This is a genomic window from Gardnerella sp. KA01001, from assembly GCF_049244025.1.
In the GTDB taxonomy this organism is placed as follows: Bacteria; Actinomycetota; Actinomycetes; order Actinomycetales; family Bifidobacteriaceae; genus Bifidobacterium; species Bifidobacterium swidsinskii.
The window spans coordinates 869,623-887,784 of record NZ_CP058366.1 but is presented as its reverse complement, the minus strand read 5'-3'; the positions used below and the strand labels follow the sequence as shown (position 1 = coordinate 887,784).

The window sequence follows — 18,162 nt, the reverse complement described above, 5'->3', positions numbered from 1 at the left end:
CGATTACAATCATCGATTATTAGGGGGGTATGAATGTCTGCAGAACTTGAAGATATTCACGAAGAATGCGGCGTATTTGGTGTGTGGGGTCATCAAGATGCAGCTAGGCTGACATATTTTGGACTTCATGCGCTACAGCATCGAGGACAAGAAGGTGCCGGCATTGTATCTAACGACAATGGCAAACTGCATGGGTATCGCGGATTGGGATTGCTAACTCAAGTATTTAGCAATGAACAAGTTATGAATCGTCTTACTGGAAACAGGGCTATCGGTCACGTGCGATATGCTACTGCAGGTTCTGGAAGCGTTGATAACATTCAGCCTTTCCTATTCCGTTTCCACGATGGAGACGTAGCTCTTGCTCATAACGGAAATTTGACAAATTGCACTAGCCTACGTAATTCCTTGGAAGATAAAGGCTCAATATTCCACTCAAATTCTGATACTGAAATATTGATGCATTTGATTCGCCACTCCAGTAAAGCAACTTTTATGGATCGCCTAAAAGAAGCTTTACAAACTGTTCATGGCGGTTTTGCTTACTTATTACTTACTCAAGATGCACTAATCGGAGCGACTGATCCAAATGGTTTCCGCCCTCTTTCGCTTGGTCGTATGAAGAACGGCGCATACGTGCTCGCTTCTGAAACTTGTGCGCTTGATATTGTGCGAGCAGAGTTTATTCGCGATATTGAGCCTGGCGAAATCATTGTTATTAATGACGATGGCTACACTATTGAGCAATATACGAAGCATGTACAGCATGCAGTATGCTCAATGGAATTTATTTATTTCGCTCGCCCAGATTCTAATATTTACGGTATTAATGTTCATTCTGTGCGAAAGCGTATGGGTGCGCGTTTGGCTAAAGAATCTCCTGTTGAAGCAGATATGGTTATTGGAGTACCTAATTCTTCACTTTCTGCTGCTGCAGGATACGCTGAAACAAGCGGAATTCCAAACGAAATGGGATTGATTAAAAACCAATATGTTGCACGCACTTTTATTCAACCGACACAAGAATTACGCGAGCAAGGCGTTCGTATGAAACTTTCTGCTGTTCGTGGTGTGGTTGCAGGAAAACGCGTTATCGTTATTGACGATTCGATTGTTCGCGGAACTACTTCTAAGCGCATTGTGCAATTGCTTCGAGAAGCTGGCGCTAAAGAAGTGCATATGCGTATTTCTTCCCCTCCGCTTAAATATCCTTGCTTCTACGGTATCGATATTCAAACTACGAAGGAACTTATTGCAGCAAAGCATTCAGTTGAAGAAATTCGCGAGTATATCGATGCTGATTCCTTAGCATTTTTGTCTTTAGATGGATTAGTCGAGTCGATTGGATTAAAAAAGCCTGCTCCTTATGGCGGTTTGTGCGTTGCTTACTTTAATGGCGACTACCCTACTGCACTAGACGATTATGGCGAAGAATTCTTGGCTTCCCTTACTCCTGAAGAACGCGAACATTTGCAAGAAGTAAGGAAGCACAGTAAATATTCACACGAAAATCTTATATAACTTAATAACTTGATTATTTATTAATTAAATTGTTCATTGCAATTTATAAATAAAACTTAAGAAAATACTTATAACATATTTACGAAAGGAACCAATATGCCACACGCATATGAAGAAGCTGGCGTAAGCGTAGAAGCAGGATACGAAGTAGTACGTCGTATTAAATCTCATGTAAATCGCACAAAGCGCCCAGGCGTTGTAGGTGGCATTGGCGGATTTGGCGGCTTATTTGATTTGGCATCTCTTGGTTACAAAGAGCCAGTGCTGATTTCTGGCACGGATGGCGTTGGAACCAAGCTTGTGATTGCAAAAATGATGAATAAGCATAACACTATTGGCATTGATTGCGTTGCAATGTGCGTAAACGATATTGCAGCTCAAGGTGCCGAGCCGCTTTTCTTCCTCGATTATATTGCATGCGGAAAAAACAATCCTGAAATACTTGAGCAGGTAGTTTCAGGCGTTGCAGATGGTTGCGTGCAATCAGAAGCAGGTTTAATTGGCGGCGAAACTGCTGAAATGCCTGGAATGTATGACGAAGACGAGTACGATCTTGCAGGTTTTGCAGTAGGCGTTGCAGAACGTTCGAATATTGTTGATGGATCCACTATTACTGCCGGCGACGTGCTTATCGGACTTCCTTCTTCAGGAGTTCATTCAAATGGATTCTCTCTTGTTCGCAAAGCTTTGTTTGAAGAAGCAGGTTTTAACGTTGACACCAAGCTAGATGAGCTTAATGGCAAAACACTTGGCGAAGTTCTTCTTGAACCTACTCGAATCTACGTAAAAGCTTTAAAGCCACTTTTTGCAGAACATCTTATTAAGGGAGTTGCTCATATTACAGGCGGCGGATTTATTGAAAATGTTCCACGCATGTACGCAGATGATTTGGCTGCAAAAATTGATACCACTAGCTGGAGCGTTCCACCTATTTTTGGAGTTATTGAAAAAGCTGGAAAAGTTGCTCACGCTGAAATGTTCAACGTTTTTAATATGGGTATTGGCATGGTTTTGGCAGTTGACGAAAACAAAGCAGACGAGGCAATGCGAATACTAAAAGAGCATAACGAAACCGCTTATATTATTGGCAAAATGGCTAAGCGCGAAAACGTTGCAGTCGAATTGTTGTAATCCACAAAACAGCAAAATTTTAAAGCAATAAAGGATTAAAAATGAAAGTTTTAGTAGTTGGTTCTGGCGCTCGCGAACATGCTATTGCACACGCGCTACTTAAAGGAGAAAGCGTTGAAGAAGTAACTGTTGCTCCTGGAAATCCTGGTATTGCAGCAGATGGCATTCAAACTGCAAACATAAGTCAATCAGATCATGACGCTCTTATTAAGTTCGTTAAAGACAATAACTACGATTTTGCGTTCATTGGTCCTGAAGTTCCCCTTATGAATGGCATTGTTGACGATTTTGAAGCGCATGGAATTGCCGCTTTTGGTCCAAACAAAGCCGCAGCTCAAATTGAAGGCTCTAAAGATTTCGCAAAAAAGCTTATGGCTCGTCACAACGTTCCAACTGCCTCCTACAAAACATTTGACGCTTTGGAGCCGGCACGCGCATACGTTCTTGAGCATGGTGCTCCAATTGTTATTAAAGCGGATGGTTTGGCTGCTGGAAAAGGCGTTACTGTTGCTATGGATGAGCAAACAGCAGTTGATGCTTTGGATGATATCTTCGTAGATCATCGTTTTGGTCAAGCTGGAGCAAAAGTTGTTATTGAAGAATTTTTGCAAGGTCAAGAGTTTTCGCTTATGAGTTTTGTAAGCGGAACTGATTTTTGGGTTATGCCTATTTCTCAAGATCACAAGCGTGCTTATGACGGAGACAAAGGACCAAATACTGGAGGCATGGGAGCTTATAGCCCTGTGCCGCAAATTAGCGACGAAACAGTTCAGCGTGCTATCGACGAAATTGTGCGCCCAACTGTTGAAGGACTAGCTAAAGAGGGTACGCCTTTTACCGGCGTGCTTTATGCTGGCTTAATTGATACAGCAACAGGTCCTAAAGTTATTGAGTTTAATGCTCGCTTTGGAGACCCAGAAACAGAAGTTGTGCTTCCTCGCCTTACTTCAGATTTTGGTGAAGCTATATGGAATATTTTGCGACATAAAAGCCCAACTTTTACTTGGAAAGATAGCGGTGTTACGCTCGGCGTAATTATTGCAAGCGAAGGCTACCCTGGCACTTTAGTTACTGGAACTCCTCTTCCTCAAATTCCTGTTGACGAAAATCAAGGTCAACACGTGTATTATGCAGGAGTAAAAAGCGATGAAGAAAGCGGCAAACTTCTTACTTCTTCAGGTAGAGTAGCTCTTGTGCAAGTGCATGGAGATGACGTAAAAGACGCTCAAAACAACGTCTACAGCATATTAAATAAGCTTAATCTTCCACACATGTTCTTTAGGCATGATATCGCATCTAAAGCCTTAAAATAGTTTGTTAATTGATATAGTTTTCATTAACAAATTGCAAATCAATAAGCCCCTCGCTATTTGAAACATACTATGTATCAAATACAAACGAGGGGCATTGTAATAATCAAACTAGCTTTTAGCGCGGTAATTTCAGAAAATCAGTATTACGCAAATAATGCTTTCCAGCAGTAATATCGTATTGTATTAAGCGATAGTCATGAAGAAGTTGACGTGACTTCTTATCCATCTTAGACAAAATCATAGGATTACCATCGTTATCCAAATAAATTGATTGTCCCTCAGGAATTCTATCCCAGCCTTGAATAGTATTTACAACAGGAGGCTCCATAGCGCTCACATGCTCATGTAAACAAGTTAAGAAAGCAAGATACGGAGAAACTTTAGCGTTCATATGTAAAGCAGCCTGAGAAATAAAGAAGTTAGGTGAAGAATACTTATTAGTACGATCTACATCTTTACTTGTATTAGAATGCTCTACATTTTTGTTTGAAGATTTTTTCTCACTACGCTCTTTACGCTCCAAAGCAACTTTATTTGACCAAATAAAATAATCAGTCAAATGCAAAGACAATGAATTCTTTTCATCTGAACTTGCAGTGCCGTAAATTCCTGGCAAATGGTCACCATAAAACATAACAGTAATAGGCTTATTTAGTTTATCTAAACTCTTCAAAAACGCTTGTGTTGCCTCATCAGTGTGCTGCACACCCTTAGCATACGTTTCAATAGAAGTTTTTTCATCATCACCAAGATCAGCGGCACCATCTTTAGAAGACGCTTCGAATTCATTATTCGCATACCAATCCCTATAAGGCATATGGTTTTGCATAGTAACAATTTGTACGAACCTAGGTTGCTTATGCTCTTTAATCTTTTCTAACGCACTCTTATATGCTGATGCGTCAGAAACATACGGTGATTTATCTATAACATCACGGTGAGCAATAACATCAGGTCCTTGCAATGCGTAGAACTTACTAAATCCAAACTTTTTGTAATTAGTAGCGCGCAAATACATGCTCGGCTCATACGGGTGGAAAGCTATAGATTTAATAGAATTACGAGAATCATCCCAATATTGATTAATAGTTGGAGACCATTGAGCATTAGGAACCAACTGCTGATACGGACTCGTCATTGAAGGATCAAAATTAGCCATGCTCAAACCAGTTAAAGACATGTACTCTAGATTTGCAGTACCGCCACCATAACCAGAAGAAAGCATCAAACCACTATCCGTATGCTTCTTTAAATTGCTAATAAATGGTATTGGATTCTTGTTCAACTTCAAACCAGGAACACGAGTAGGATCAGAGAACGATTCAGACAAGATAAGAATAAAAGTATTATCGTTCATATTTGTTGTACGAGAACGATTTATACGTTTAGCTTCATCGTTATAACGCTTGTATACAGCCTTCATAGTTTCTTCACTGTAATCAGCCGGCCTATCCATAATTTTAGGATTTACATTACGCAAAAATGCCACAATAGCACCATTGCGTTGAGCGTCATAAACAGAATCCCACATAGCAGGACTGTCACCAAGCATTTTAGAAAAAACATTAGCCGAAGAGTCAACTGTGCCAACGCCGCCAATATACCAGCTTAAATTCCCTATTAAAATCAACGCAATTGCAACACGAATACCAGCAGAATAACGCCAATCTTTAAATCGCACAATCTTTCCATGATTTGTATCAAATATGTGTAAGCAAACAGTTGTAACTAAAAGCAAAATAAAAACGCCTAAAGCAACACCAATGACCATAGGAGCATTATCTGGCAAAAATGAAGCGACATTACCAGTGTTACTTTTTAAAAAGTTTAAGTCCGCAGGAAGAATAGTTTCATAACGAACATTTACTTTCATATATTCAATAACAGCAATAAGCAATGAAACACTTAGAATTATTGCACTTGATATCCAAAATCGGTTACTAATCAAAAGAATTAAACCGTATATCATCGCAACAACGAGCGCACTAAGAACAATAACGAAATTAAGTTCTTTCCAGGTTTTAGTTATTAATCCCCAACGTCCACCAGACATTGCAGAAGTCATCTCAACTCTTCCAGCGCGCTGCACACCCATTTGCACAATAATTACCGACATGCCGTCAATAACAAAGAAAAGAAATGCATACAGCCAATACGGAACTTTCAAGCGCAAAAATGACTTCATACTATCCTCAATAAATCACACACGTACTAATTATTACTAATAATGTGCAAGTTTACTTATTGCTATCGTCATAAATTTTTAACAATGCATTGAAACAAGAAAAAATAGCAATTTTAATACTTAGGACTGATTACAATATATGTTTCGATATTTATTATTTAAATAGAATAAATAATAAAAAATAAAACAAATATTGAGGAAAATTTCAGATACTAGCATTACATTACTAGGTTGGGCAATTACTGTGCGTATATGTCGCTTAGATTAGTAACTGGTCCGCAAATTAGACTAGAAAGTATAGGAGTCAAACATGCTGCAATTGGCAAAAGTGAGTCTTTTGCAAGGATGGCTACCAGTAAGCCTTTTTAGCGTAAATGGTATTTCTTTAGTCTTGTTGCTTTTTATGAAAACAAAACGCGGCAAGAAAATGTTCCACTTACTAATACAACTTGCAATAGGTGTCATAACATTTTTTGTCGGTGGAATAATTGCTTGGCTTATTTCTGACGTGTTTCTTGTATTCGAAGTAAGTCTTGGATGGCTCGTTATTTTTTCTATTGCATGCGGCTTCGGGCTTATAGGTTTTGCAGCAACAGCATTTGTTTTCTTACACAAATGGAGAAAACTAGTTGCAGTAATAGCTATTATCTTGACGTTAGCAAGCACAGCTCTTCATGTAGACATGATTTATGGGGAATACACGACAATAGGTTCAATATTTGGAATGGGCGGTTTTCCAAAACTAGAAGTTAATAAGCAAAAATCCGCATCCTCTAGTATTAAACAATGGAGAGAGTTAGCAGCACAACAAAAACTGCCAAAACTGCCTAAAAAAGGTATTGTTCGTTCAGTTTATATCCCTAACACTGCTTCACATTTCAATGCCAGAATAGCAAACGTATACTTGCCACCTGCTGCACTTGTTAAAAAACCACCAAAACTGCCAGTTATGGTCATGTTTGCAGGACAACCTGGTAGCCCTAATCACTTTTTTGCAGCAAGCGATATTGCAAATACTTTAGACAATTACGCGAAAAATCACTACGGTCTTGCACCTATTGTTGTAGCCCCTGACCAAAATGGTGAATCTTCGCATAATTCTCTGTGTGCGGATACACATGTGTTCGGCAAAGCAGAAACATATTTAATTAATGATGTTCCTAAATGGATACGCAAACATTTGCCAGTAAGCAAAGATCCTAAAATGTGGCTTATGGGCGGCTTCTCACAAGGAGGCACTTGCTCAACGCAACTAGTTCCATCTCACCCTGATATATTTGGAAACATTTTTTCTGCCGGAGGGGAACTAGAACCAACATATAAGAATCGCCAAGAAACAATTAATCATTATTTCAATGGAAACACATCAGAATATGAGCGACATATACCTAGCGTGATAATGCGTAAAAATGCTCCTTTGAAACAAAATTATTACGCTATTGCGGGCTCATGGGATACTAAATCTCAAGCGAATCAGGCAACCATCGCACTAAGCGCACATCGCGCTGGAATGAATGTTATAACCATGCTTTCTCAAGGCAATGGTCATGATTGGCACACAGTAAAAGCTGGATTAAAAATAGCAATTGATCAATTCTGCAAAAAAACAGGTATTTCAAGCACTGCACCAAAACTTAATACCTACCAAAATGTACAAATTCTTATCAACCAGCAAGTGAATCGAGACTAATATGATGCTGTCTTTCTTTCATAAACGTTGTAAGAAAAATGATTCTGATTCTAAACATTCAGCAATTCGGCATACAAAAATATTGATGCACGATTTCATAACCTGGATGCAACATAAAGTTTTTGCATTAACGCTTACATGCATTTTTATTGTTATAAATTGCATACACTGGCTCGTATTAGCACTTATGCATTTTTATACTTATGGCACAAGCGCTACTCTTGCACAATTGTTTATGCGACATCATCATTCAAAAGGTCCAAGCCTATTCTTCGGGCACGGAAACGTCACAGAGCTGCTGATAAAAGTGTGCCATTCGCTTATTTTCGTAAATAATATGCCATCTCTTATGGTTAATTGTTTACTTGTTGCCGTACTTATTGGCGTTGCAGAAACTCGTATAAGTAGACTTAATATTATTTATATTGCAATATTTAGCACACTTGTTGGCATAATTGTAGGATTAACAATCATAGGTAATCTTTCAATCATTATTCGAAACATGCATTGGATTACCAAGATTCCTATTCGACTATCTCCATTCACACTGTTTATTGGCGCTTTTATGGCTTCTGCATCTTACGAATCTATTTTGTGGTGCAGAAGAACTTTAGTAATTGGATACGCTACTACTTCAGCAATGCTTCTTTATAGTGGAAATCCAGGCGATTATTGCACTATTATTGCAGCCCTTACAGGACACATCATCGGCAATATTATGAGCAAAACAAAAGGCGTTAGACGAAGTGTAAACTGGTGGGAAGGTACAGATTACGAAATTCGTAGGCTTTTTGCAGTAGCTCAGAGCATTATTGCATTAGGTCCAGTGTTGGCATTATCTTCACGCTCTCACGCAGGAATTCTTACTACTCTTGGTTTGTTTATGTCACCGCAACTAGGCTCTAAGACATGGCTTACGCGATGCATGACAAATTACAGCACAAATAATTGTTTTCTTCATTCAGGTCTACATCACGCTGCAATTGGCGAATTATGGATTCGCATTCTATTACCAAGCATCACACTGATGATTATTGCGTGGGGAATGTTACGAGGGCGTAGACTAGCTGCATTAACTTCTATATTTATAAACGCACTGACTGTGCTATATGCAGGAATGTATTTCACTGTTTTGCCTTTAATTGCCACAAAACAAAATATTTTGGAACATCAACATAATGCTGTTGCTGTTGCTTTTATGCTTACCGCTCTCCCACCATTATTGCTTACTATTTTGTTGATAATTAATTTAAAGCATTTTTCTGTTCATACGAGCAAACTACAGGCACGTTTGGGACTAATAGCAATTTTTATAGCATTGTATATAACTGGTGCTGGATATGTTGCTTTTGGTCTTATGATACCTGAAGAATTTACTCCATCTGCTGATATTTACCACTTATTGCGAGATTTACCAGGGCGCTGGATGCCTATGGGATTTGGAAACAGATCTAACGCAATGCTTCGCACTGAAACACCCCTATCTTCTTTACTAGCACAAAGCGTGGGCGTGATATTCTGGACAATATTGTTTATTGTCTGCTTTACGTGGTTCCGCAGCAGCATCTCTACAAGCGAAAACGATAGAAAAAAAGCAAGCTCATTAGTAGAACTTGGTGGAAACACAATGAGCTTTATGACGACTTGGGCGAATAACCATTATTGGTTCTCTCAAAGCGGGCAATCTGCAATTGCCTATAGACTAAATTACGGTATTGCGCTCACTCTTACAGAACCTTTTGGAGATGAAAAAGAGTATTCACAAGATATTCGAGGATTTATTAAATTCTGCGAACAAAATTCGTGGTCTCCAGCATTCTATGCTGTGCACGATAAAACGCGTCAAGAACTAGAAAAACTTGGATTTACTTCTATTAAAGTCGGAACAGACATGCTAGTAGACCCTAATACTTGGCAGACGCGAGGGAAAAAATGGCAAGATATTCGTACAGCTATAAACAAAGCAAAACGAGATGGAATTGCCGACGTACTTACAACTTATAACGAAGCCTCTTGGGACGTACGGCAACAAATTGTAGAAATTTCAGAAGAATGGGCAGAGTTAAAAGCTCTTCCAGAAATGAAATTTACTCTCGGAGGACTTGATGAACTTCAAGATAGCCGCGTCAAAATTTTATACGCTATTAATGAAGACGGCAGGGTACTTGGAGTAACAAGCTGGATGCCAACGTATAGAAATAATCGAATTATTGGTTGGACACTTGATTTTATGCGTCACCGCACAGATAGTCCTAATGGGATTATGGAATTATTAATTGCTAGAATGGCAGAACGTTTAAGAGATGAAGGATTAGAAAACCCAGACTGTTCTGTAGAATTTATGAGCCTTTCTGCAGCACCTCTAGCTGGCATAAACGAAGACATATTGAACGAAAATGGTCAAAAATCTTCTAACGTTATTAATCATGCGCTAGAAATGATGTCTGACATTTTGGAACCAGCTTATGGGTTCAAATCGCTATATTTCTTCAAGAAAAAATTCCAGCCATCCGCAAGTTCCGTATATGTTTGCTATATGGATTCTGCAAAATTAGCTCAGATTTCACTAGCTGTAACTCACGCCTATTTACCGGAAGCTAATCCTAAACAAATACTAGAAATGGTAAAATCGTTGCGACCAAAAAGCAATGAAGCGAACAAATAATTTGTTAAGTTTTAGATAAACTTCGGCGAGTTCTCCCTAGTGTTGCGTAAAGTAACAAGTGCACGTCAGGGAGGTTCATCGTGTCAGAAGTAAAGCCAACCGTCGCTGTCGTAATGGGATCCTCAAGTGATTGGGAAACCATGCGTCATGCTTGTGAAATTCTAGATAAGTTCCAAGTTCCGTATATGAAACGAGTTATTTCCGCACATCGTACACCGGAATTAATGGCAGATTTTGCGCATAATGCTCGCTCAAACGGTTTCCACATTATTATTGCTGGAGCCGGCGGAGCCGCCCACTTGCCTGGCATGATTGCGGCACAAACCACGCTTCCTGTTATTGGAGTGCCAGTACGCTCGCATGCGCTATCAGGCTGGGATTCATTGCTTTCAATAGTACAAATGCCAGGAGGTATTCCTGTTGCAACTACTGCAGTTGGAAACTCTGGTGCGACAAATGCTGGATTGCTTGCTGTAAGTATTCTAAGTACAACTGATAATCGTCTTGCTAAAGAACTAGCAGAATATCGCAATGAGCTAAAAGAAAAAGTCGAGGAATCAAATGCCAACCTTATCTGAAGTAACTAATGGCGCTGTTGAACGTTTAATGCCAGGATCCACTATTGGAATTATTGGCGGCGGCCAGTTAGGGCGCATGATGGCTATTGCAGCTCGCCATATGGGTTTTCGTATTGGTGTTCTTGACCCTACGCTTGACTGCCCTGTGTTCCAAGTAGCAGATTTGCAGGTTGAAGCTAATTACGACGATCCTGAAGGCTTGCGTGAGCTTGCTGAACGTTGCGATGTATTAACCTACGAATTTGAAAATGTTAACGCAGACGCACTTGATAAAGTTCGTCATTTAACCGCAATCCCACAAGGAACTGACCTGTTACGCGTAACTCAAGATCGCGTCAGTGAAAAAACGTTCATTAATAGTCATAAAATCGAAACAGCTCCGTGGCGTGAAGTAAATAATTTGGACGACTTAGATGCTGCTATTGACGAAATAGGCTTGCCAGCAATTCTTAAAACTCGTCGCGGCGGCTACGACGGTCATGGTCAAGATGTTTTGCGCACAGAAGAAGACGTTGCTAACATTCACCATCGCTCGGATCGCGGAGGAAAATTCCCTCCTTCAATTCTCGAGGGTTTCGTCGATTTTGCTTTTGAAGCATCAATCTTGGTTTCTGGAAATGGTAAGGATTTCGTAACTTATCCTCTAGTAAAAAACGTGCATCACAATAGTATTTTGCACATGACTTTAGCTCCTGCAGTAGTTGATCCTGAAGTTGAAAAAACAGCTCACGAATTAGCTTTGCGCTTAGCTAAAGGATTCGAACTAGCAGGAACATTAGGAATCGAGCTTTTCATCACTAAAGATAATCGCGTAGTAGTAAACGAACTTGCTCCTCGCCCTCACAATTCCGGGCATTATACGATTGAAGCTTGCGATATGGATCAATTTGAAGCACATATTCGCGGTATTGTTGGTTGGCCTTTAAAGAAGCCTAAGCTACTTTCCCCTGCTGTTATGGTAAATGTTCTTGGGCAACATGTGGCTCCTACACGTTCGCTGATTTTGGAACATCCAGAATGGCATATACATGATTATGGAAAAGCTGAAGTTCGTAAGAATCGCAAAATGGGTCATATTACTGTGCTATGCGATAATCCTGTTGACGCTGCTGCAGCATTAGATGCAACAGGCTGCTGGGACGACGAGCTAGACTAAAAACGACGAAAGGATGCGAAATGTCTAGTGAGCCTATGCGTAGACATACAAAACAAAAAGAAATAGTACTCTCCTACTTACGCGAGTCTCGTAATTTTGTTTCTGCACAAGATTTGCACCGAATACTCGCCAAAGACGGGGAGATTATTGGCTTAGCAACAGTGTATCGTCAACTTAATTCTTTAACTCAAAGCGGCGAAGTAGATACCGTGCGCTTTAATGGACAGCAATTATTCCGTATTTGCGATGAAAATACTCATCACCATCATTTAGTGTGCGAACGTTGCGGAAAAACCGTCGACATTGAGCCGCCTGACGACGAAGGATGGATTCATAAAGTAGCTGAATCTCACGGGTACACTGTGGTGGATCATACGCTAGAAGTATTTGGCTTATGCGAAAGCTGCCGCGAAGAAGATAAGTAACCTGTACGCGTCTTAAAGACGTGTACAGACCTAGCTTGCTTATGGTTGAAAGCACACAGTGCTTTCAACCATAAGCAAGCTAGGCACTCTGAAAAATCTTGAAATGCACTATGCTATTTCAAGATTTCATCGTGCCCCCGACGCGACTCGAACGCGCAACCAACGGATTAGAAGGCCGTTGCTCTATCCTTTGAGCTACAGAGGCAAACAAATGGTTATTATACCAAAAAACTGTTATCAACGCGCCATAAAATTATAAATATCAAACGTTTATATAAAAATTGTTATTCAATAATCCACGCAAGTGACATCAACACTGCAAGGAAGAACACATTGACAATAGTATACGTGAGCAAATAACGCCCACGGTAATGCGAATACTGGTGTGTAATTCCCTTATAAGAAATAAGCGAAGCCATAGAAGCAATCAAAGTACCCATTCCACCAAGATTCGTGCCAATAATAAGAAGCTTCCACTGATCACAGAATCCAGAAAGCAGAATCGTCGTTGGTACATTACTAATAAATTGGCTTGAAGCAATAGAAACTTCCATCGGATGCGCACCAACCCACATTTGCGCAAGATCGCTAAATCCAGAAACTCGGCGCATATTGCCAATAAAAACAAAGAACATAATAAACGTGAGTGGCAAAGCCCAATCTAAAACACGGAATACGTGGCGGTCGCAAACAAGAAAAGCTGCAACCATAATAAGCACCATAATCCAGTCAGGAATCCATCCACTAACACCACACAAGCAAACGACAAACAGCAAACTATAAACAGTAACACGCCAGCGAGTAAAACTCATACCATAGCCCATAACACGAATTTCATCAGGCTGCGGATGGCCATGCGAAGGAGCCAACACGCTTTGCTCAATATCGTCACCGTGCAAACCTGCAAACTGGTCAACTGTGCGCGACTTAAAGAATACGAATGCAAACACGATCATCAACAGTGCTGCTGTAATCGTATAAGGAGCCATAATCTTCAAAAAATCTTGCGTAGACATATGAGTCAACGCCTTTAAATACAGATTGTGAGCATTGCCAATAGGAGTGAGCATACTTCCAACATTGGCACCAATGGTCATAAGCGTAATTACAAGAATTGACTGCTTTTCAGCATTCGCCATTACGAGCACAGATAGCGCAAAAGGCACAAAAGTAACCAAAGCAACGTCGTTCGTGATCCACATTGCTGAAAAGAATGTTAACGACATAAGCACGAGCACCAAGCCGCGCTCAGTGCGCACATGCCTTAGCAAACGCGCACCAATAGATCGAAACACACCAATGCGCTGGAACCCGCACACAACCATCATAAGACACACTAATTGCGAAATAGTGTTGACATGAATATAACTCAAATATTGCGGATCTGGAGGTACAAAAAAACAAGAAATAACCGCTAAAATTGCGGCAACAATAAGAATGGTTTCACACTTGACCAGATTCAACAGCCAGCGCTTCATCATTCCTCCGTAACGCAATAGACACAATGGTTCTATTGTACTAGAAACCCAGTCCTACAATCGGGTTAAATTCCCGACAAAATCGTTGCAATAACAATAAATTAGCAACTATTAATAGCGTGATTTAGCCTAAAGTAGCTAACACAAAATTCCGCCCTTTTTTATGACACGCGCATTGCAAAAATTGCGTTTAAAGACAAGATTGCGTATATCATATTAAAACAAAGAATTTGTTGTCTACACAAGAAGCGAATTATGGCAGAAATAAACAAAACAGAAGATCAGAAGCTTGAACAAAAACTTGCTCGTCAAAAGCATCTTCGTGAAAACCACAAGCGCAATACTGCAGATTTAGTTGTTGAATGCTTGGTAAACGAAGGCGTTGAAGTAGTATTCGGTATTCCAGGTGAGGAAAATATTCCGCTTCTTGAAGCAATTGAGCGCGATGGACGAATTCGTTTTGTGCTTACTCGCCACGAGCAGGGCGCTGGTTTTATGGCAGCAACATACGCTCATATTACTGGAAAACCAGGCGTATGCTTGGCAACTCTAGGTCCTGGCGCATTGAATTTAACGCTTCCTGTAGCTCAAGCAAACGCAAGCACTACACCGCTTGTAGCGATTTGCGCACAAGGTAATGTTTCTAGGCTTTATAAGGAATCTCACCAAATTATTGATTTGGTTGCGCTCTTCCAGCCAATTACGCAATGGTCTTCTATGATGCTTGCTCCAGAATCTGCGCCGGAAATGGTCAGAAAAGCTTTCTCTATTGCCGGTCGCAACCGTCCGGGAGCCACGTGCCTTGTTATTCCGGAAGATATTAGCGAAATGCCAGCACCTGACGACGCAAAGTCTCTTCCACTTCCTCATCCTCTGCATATTATGCCAGCGCCCGACACTATTGAAGAAGCTGCAAAAATTATTAGTCAAGCAAAGCAACCTATTATTTTGGCTGGAAACGGCGTTGCGCGCTCTCACGCTGAGGCTCAGCTTCTTGCGTTTGCTGAGCAGCTTAATGTGCCAGTTGCAACTACTTTTGAAGGTAAGGGAGTTTTCCCGGATAATCATCCGAATGCGCTTGGAGTCGTTGGCTTCATGCATCGCGATTACGAGAACTTCGCGTTTGACACTGCTGATTTGATTATTGCTGTCGGCTTCTCAATTCAGCAGTTCGACCCGAAGAAAATCAACCCAAATATTGATAAAACTATTATTCACATCAATACTTTTGTGGAAGATACCGACGCGCACTACCCTACTGCGCTGAATATTATGGCGAATATTGGCCAAACGCTTAAAACTCTTACAGAAGTATTAAAGACACGCAACATCACTTTCGACGTAAGCCACCCACGTATTCGACAACTGCTTACGGAAGAATTACATTCTTGCGAAAACGACGAAAGCATGCCAATGAAACCGCAGCGCGTAGTTTACGATATTCGCCGCGCTGTTCCTGAAGGCACGAAGGTACTTGTAGATACAGGCGCTTTGAAAATGTGGATGGCACGCTTGTACCCAACTATGCACCCGAATACTTGCATAATCGACAACAGTCTTTCAACTATGGCTTGGACGCTTCCGGGAGCTGTTGGAGCTTCGTTTATTCGCGATAATTCCGGCAAAATTAACACGAAACCGGTTTTGGCTGTGATGGGCGACGGAAGCTTTATGATGAACGTGCAGGAAATTGAAACTGCAGTGCGCGTTGGCAGCCGAATGGTAGTTCTTGTTTGGGAAGATAACGCTTATGGCTTAATTAAGTGGAAGATGGAACTTCATGCAGGCGAGCACGAATACGTTGATTTCCATAATCCGGATGTGCCAAAACTAGCTGAAAGCTTTGGCGCGCGCGGTCATGCTGTTAAAAAGCCGGAGGATTTGTACAACATGCTGCGTGAAGCACTGGATCAGAAAAACGGTGTCGATGTGATTTCCTGCCCAGTTGATTACAGCGAGAATATGAAGCTTATTGAAAAACTCGGCGATATTGACTTTAGTAACTAAAATATATTTATACTGAAAAAATATACGCATTAATTTATACGCATTAAATATAAATACGACCGAGAAAGTTTGTGAACAACCATAAACAAACCCGGTCGTATTTAAATGTTATTTCAATATAGAAAGCATGTTGGTAAAAATAAATTTTGCTAATCTACAACATGCAAAGTACGATAAATGTAATTTTTATATTTTTCGGGATTAAGCCTACTACATATTTCAACATTCGGAGTTTTACCAGAGAAGAAATTAGCATCAACAAGAACTGAGCCATAACTTGGTCCAGGAGTTGCATCAACTTGGCAATAATATTTTGTGCACTCGCTTATACATTCAGGATATAACGCAGCGGCAACAGCAGATGGATCAGCCATATCTAGATAAGCATCCCCAAAACGGCTAACATTCATTTCCATTAATTCCCTATTACAATCAATGACAAACTTACCGAGTTCTCCACTTTTGCGAATATTAGCAATTTCTTGTGGATTCAGCATACATTCTCCCAAGCATGCGTCCCATCCAACAAACATAATATTTTTAAGACCAGAATCAACTAATATCTTTGCAGCTTCTGCATCTTGCCAAATATTAAATTCTGCTACAGGAGAAACATTTCCACGACCTAAACCAGCAGATCCCATAACGACTATGCGACCAACTTTTTTCATCGCTTCATAATCAACCTTAATAGCTAGAGCAATGTTAGTTAATGGTCCTAATGCAATAATATCTATTTCACCATCTTCACTGTTTCTCAAAGTTTCGATCATTTTCAAAACAGCATTACCATTACTTTCTTTCAAACGATGAGGAACTAGACCAATATCACCCATTCCATCTCTACCATGAGTTTCATGAGCATAAGCCAAATCGCGTAACAGCATGCTTCTGCTTCCTTTATATACAGGTGGCTCATATGAACCAGCATGCTCGATAGTAGTAAGCGTATTAATAGTCGCTTGTTCCATGCACACGTTTCCTGATACAGTGCAAAACATTAATATCTCATATCTAGGATCATTTAAAGCCATGGCGATTGCCATAGCATCATCCGAACCACAATCTGTATCTATTATTATTTTCTTTTTAGAATAAATTCCTTTATTTTCCATAAACTCTCAACATCCTATCAATTAATAGAAACTGTAGTTTCAGATGTAACTAACTTTAGCGTGCAGCTGAAGCAACACATACTGCAAGCATTATAAAACCAAATGTTATTTATATACGCAAGCGCGTATATGCCGTATATATGTCATATACTCGCGAAAATTTATCAAAAACACTAAATATTAATTTACAAACTTTATAAAGGTATCTTATAATCCATGAAAAGATTATATTTGTAGTAATAAAATAGGAGGTAGTTGCATGAAACAGATAATTAAATCATTCAAGGAAGAATTTACTACTGCTGCAGTTGTCACAATACCATTATGTGTTGCTATTAATTATATTTCTGGCACTATAGCTGGCGTACTAAAACTACCTATCTTCCTTGATACTATAGGCACTTTATTTGCATGCATGGTTTTTGGACCACTTGTAGGAATAATAACTGGAATGCTATCTTCAATAGTTTCATCAATCACTATGCCAACCATGCTTCCATTTATAGTGGTCAATATTGCTCTGGCCTTATGCGCTGGCATTCTAGCAAAACATAAAATGTTTTCAAATTATATGAAAATTTTTATTTCTTCAATAATCATGGCAATAGTATCCATTATTATTGCGGCACCGATAGTAGTAATAGTATTTAGCGGGTTTACTGGCGGAGGATCATCTATGATAGCGGGTTTAATAACTGCATCTGGAGTGAATATTTGGATTTCTGTATTCTCTGCTGAAGGATTCTTTACTTGGGCTGATAGAATATTAACAATCATTATATGTTTAAGCGTTATAAAATGCTTGCCCAATAAATTACTGCTTCTTTTCCCATTAGGTTCACTTTACTTAAAAAATTCAGATTCTGAATAGTAAAAATTAAATCGAGTCTACTATATA

The 18,162-nt window shown here is 39.8% G+C and carries 13 protein-coding genes and 1 tRNA gene; 10 read left to right on the top strand and 4 right to left on the bottom strand.

The window, feature by feature from the left end; genetic code table 11:
* The first annotated feature begins 33 nt into the window (after nucleotides 1-33).
* The 3 genes from purF (at nucleotide 34) to purD (ending at nucleotide 3,965) form a co-directional block, all read left to right on the top strand.
* Nucleotides 34-1,521 (top strand): amidophosphoribosyltransferase, encoded by a 1,488-nt coding sequence (gene purF, locus HXT59_RS03580; protein WP_415693208.1) that lies wholly within the window; start codon nucleotides 34-36, stop codon nucleotides 1,519-1,521.
* Nucleotides 1,522-1,617: 96 nt separating this feature from the next.
* A complete protein-coding gene (gene purM, locus HXT59_RS03575; RefSeq protein WP_421784123.1) occupies nucleotides 1,618-2,652 on the top strand; it encodes a phosphoribosylformylglycinamidine cyclo-ligase in 1,035 nt (344 codons plus the stop codon).
* Nucleotides 2,653-2,693: 41 nt separating this feature from the next.
* On the top strand, nucleotides 2,694-3,965 hold the full coding sequence (purD, locus tag HXT59_RS03570; protein ID WP_421784121.1) for a phosphoribosylamine--glycine ligase: 1,272 nt from the start codon (nucleotides 2,694-2,696) through the stop codon (nucleotides 3,963-3,965).
* Between the two features lie 115 nt (nucleotides 3,966-4,080).
* Here the strand turns inward: purD and HXT59_RS03565 are convergent, their stop codons facing one another.
* A complete protein-coding gene (locus tag HXT59_RS03565) occupies nucleotides 4,081-6,150 on the bottom strand; it encodes an LTA synthase family protein (protein ID WP_076002951.1) in 2,070 nt (689 codons plus the stop codon).
* A 310-nt stretch (nucleotides 6,151-6,460) separates the two neighbouring features.
* On the opposite strand from HXT59_RS03565, the gene HXT59_RS03560 reads away from it, so the two are divergent.
* The 5 genes from HXT59_RS03560 to HXT59_RS03540 all read left to right on the top strand — a co-directional run bounded on the left by HXT59_RS03560 (nucleotide 6,461) and on the right by HXT59_RS03540 (nucleotide 12,664).
* Entirely contained in the window at nucleotides 6,461-7,840 is a 1,380-nt protein-coding gene (locus HXT59_RS03560) for an alpha/beta hydrolase (RefSeq protein WP_012914357.1), read from the top strand.
* 1 nt (nucleotide 7,841) lies between these two features.
* Complete coding sequence (locus HXT59_RS03555; protein ID WP_421784118.1) at nucleotides 7,842-10,505, top strand: bifunctional lysylphosphatidylglycerol flippase/synthetase MprF; 2,664 nt, start codon at nucleotides 7,842-7,844, stop codon at nucleotides 10,503-10,505.
* Nucleotides 10,506-10,618: 113 nt separating this feature from the next.
* Nucleotides 10,619-11,083 (top strand): 5-(carboxyamino)imidazole ribonucleotide mutase, encoded by a 465-nt coding sequence (purE, locus tag HXT59_RS03550; RefSeq protein WP_004108375.1) that lies wholly within the window; start codon nucleotides 10,619-10,621, stop codon nucleotides 11,081-11,083.
* A complete protein-coding gene (gene purK, locus HXT59_RS03545; RefSeq protein ID WP_004108378.1) occupies nucleotides 11,067-12,239 on the top strand; it encodes a 5-(carboxyamino)imidazole ribonucleotide synthase in 1,173 nt (390 codons plus the stop codon). The genes purE and purK overlap by 17 nt, the downstream gene beginning before the upstream one ends.
* 20 nt (nucleotides 12,240-12,259) lie before the next feature.
* Nucleotides 12,260-12,664 carry a Fur family transcriptional regulator gene (locus tag HXT59_RS03540; protein ID WP_004106002.1) on the top strand — a complete coding sequence of 135 codons (405 nt, stop codon included), beginning with the start codon at nucleotides 12,260-12,262 and terminating at the stop codon, nucleotides 12,662-12,664.
* 132 nt (nucleotides 12,665-12,796) lie between these two features.
* Here HXT59_RS03540 and HXT59_RS03535 read toward each other — a convergent pair.
* Both HXT59_RS03535 and HXT59_RS03530 read right to left on the bottom strand, forming a co-directional pair.
* Nucleotides 12,797-12,869 (bottom strand) — tRNA-Arg (locus HXT59_RS03535).
* A gap of 79 nt (nucleotides 12,870-12,948) precedes the next feature.
* Entirely contained in the window at nucleotides 12,949-14,142 is a 1,194-nt protein-coding gene (locus HXT59_RS03530; RefSeq protein WP_102703190.1) for an SLC13 family permease, read from the bottom strand.
* A gap of 255 nt (nucleotides 14,143-14,397) precedes the next feature.
* Between HXT59_RS03530 and HXT59_RS03525 the strand changes: the two genes are divergently transcribed.
* The gene (locus tag HXT59_RS03525; RefSeq protein WP_076002955.1) at nucleotides 14,398-16,149 is read left to right on the top strand and encodes an acetolactate synthase large subunit; all 1,752 of its coding nucleotides are present in this window, start codon (nucleotides 14,398-14,400) and stop codon (nucleotides 16,147-16,149) included.
* 149 nt (nucleotides 16,150-16,298) lie between these two features.
* Here the strand turns inward: HXT59_RS03525 and HXT59_RS03520 are convergent, their stop codons facing one another.
* A complete protein-coding gene (locus HXT59_RS03520) occupies nucleotides 16,299-17,264 on the bottom strand; it encodes a nucleoside hydrolase (RefSeq protein ID WP_012914360.1) in 966 nt (321 codons plus the stop codon).
* A 259-nt stretch (nucleotides 17,265-17,523) separates the two neighbouring features.
* On the opposite strand from HXT59_RS03520, the gene HXT59_RS03515 reads away from it, so the two are divergent.
* Nucleotides 17,524-18,135 (top strand): ECF transporter S component, encoded by a 612-nt coding sequence (locus HXT59_RS03515; protein ID WP_012914361.1) that lies wholly within the window; start codon nucleotides 17,524-17,526, stop codon nucleotides 18,133-18,135.
* The last annotated feature ends 27 nt before the right edge of the window (nucleotides 18,136-18,162 follow it).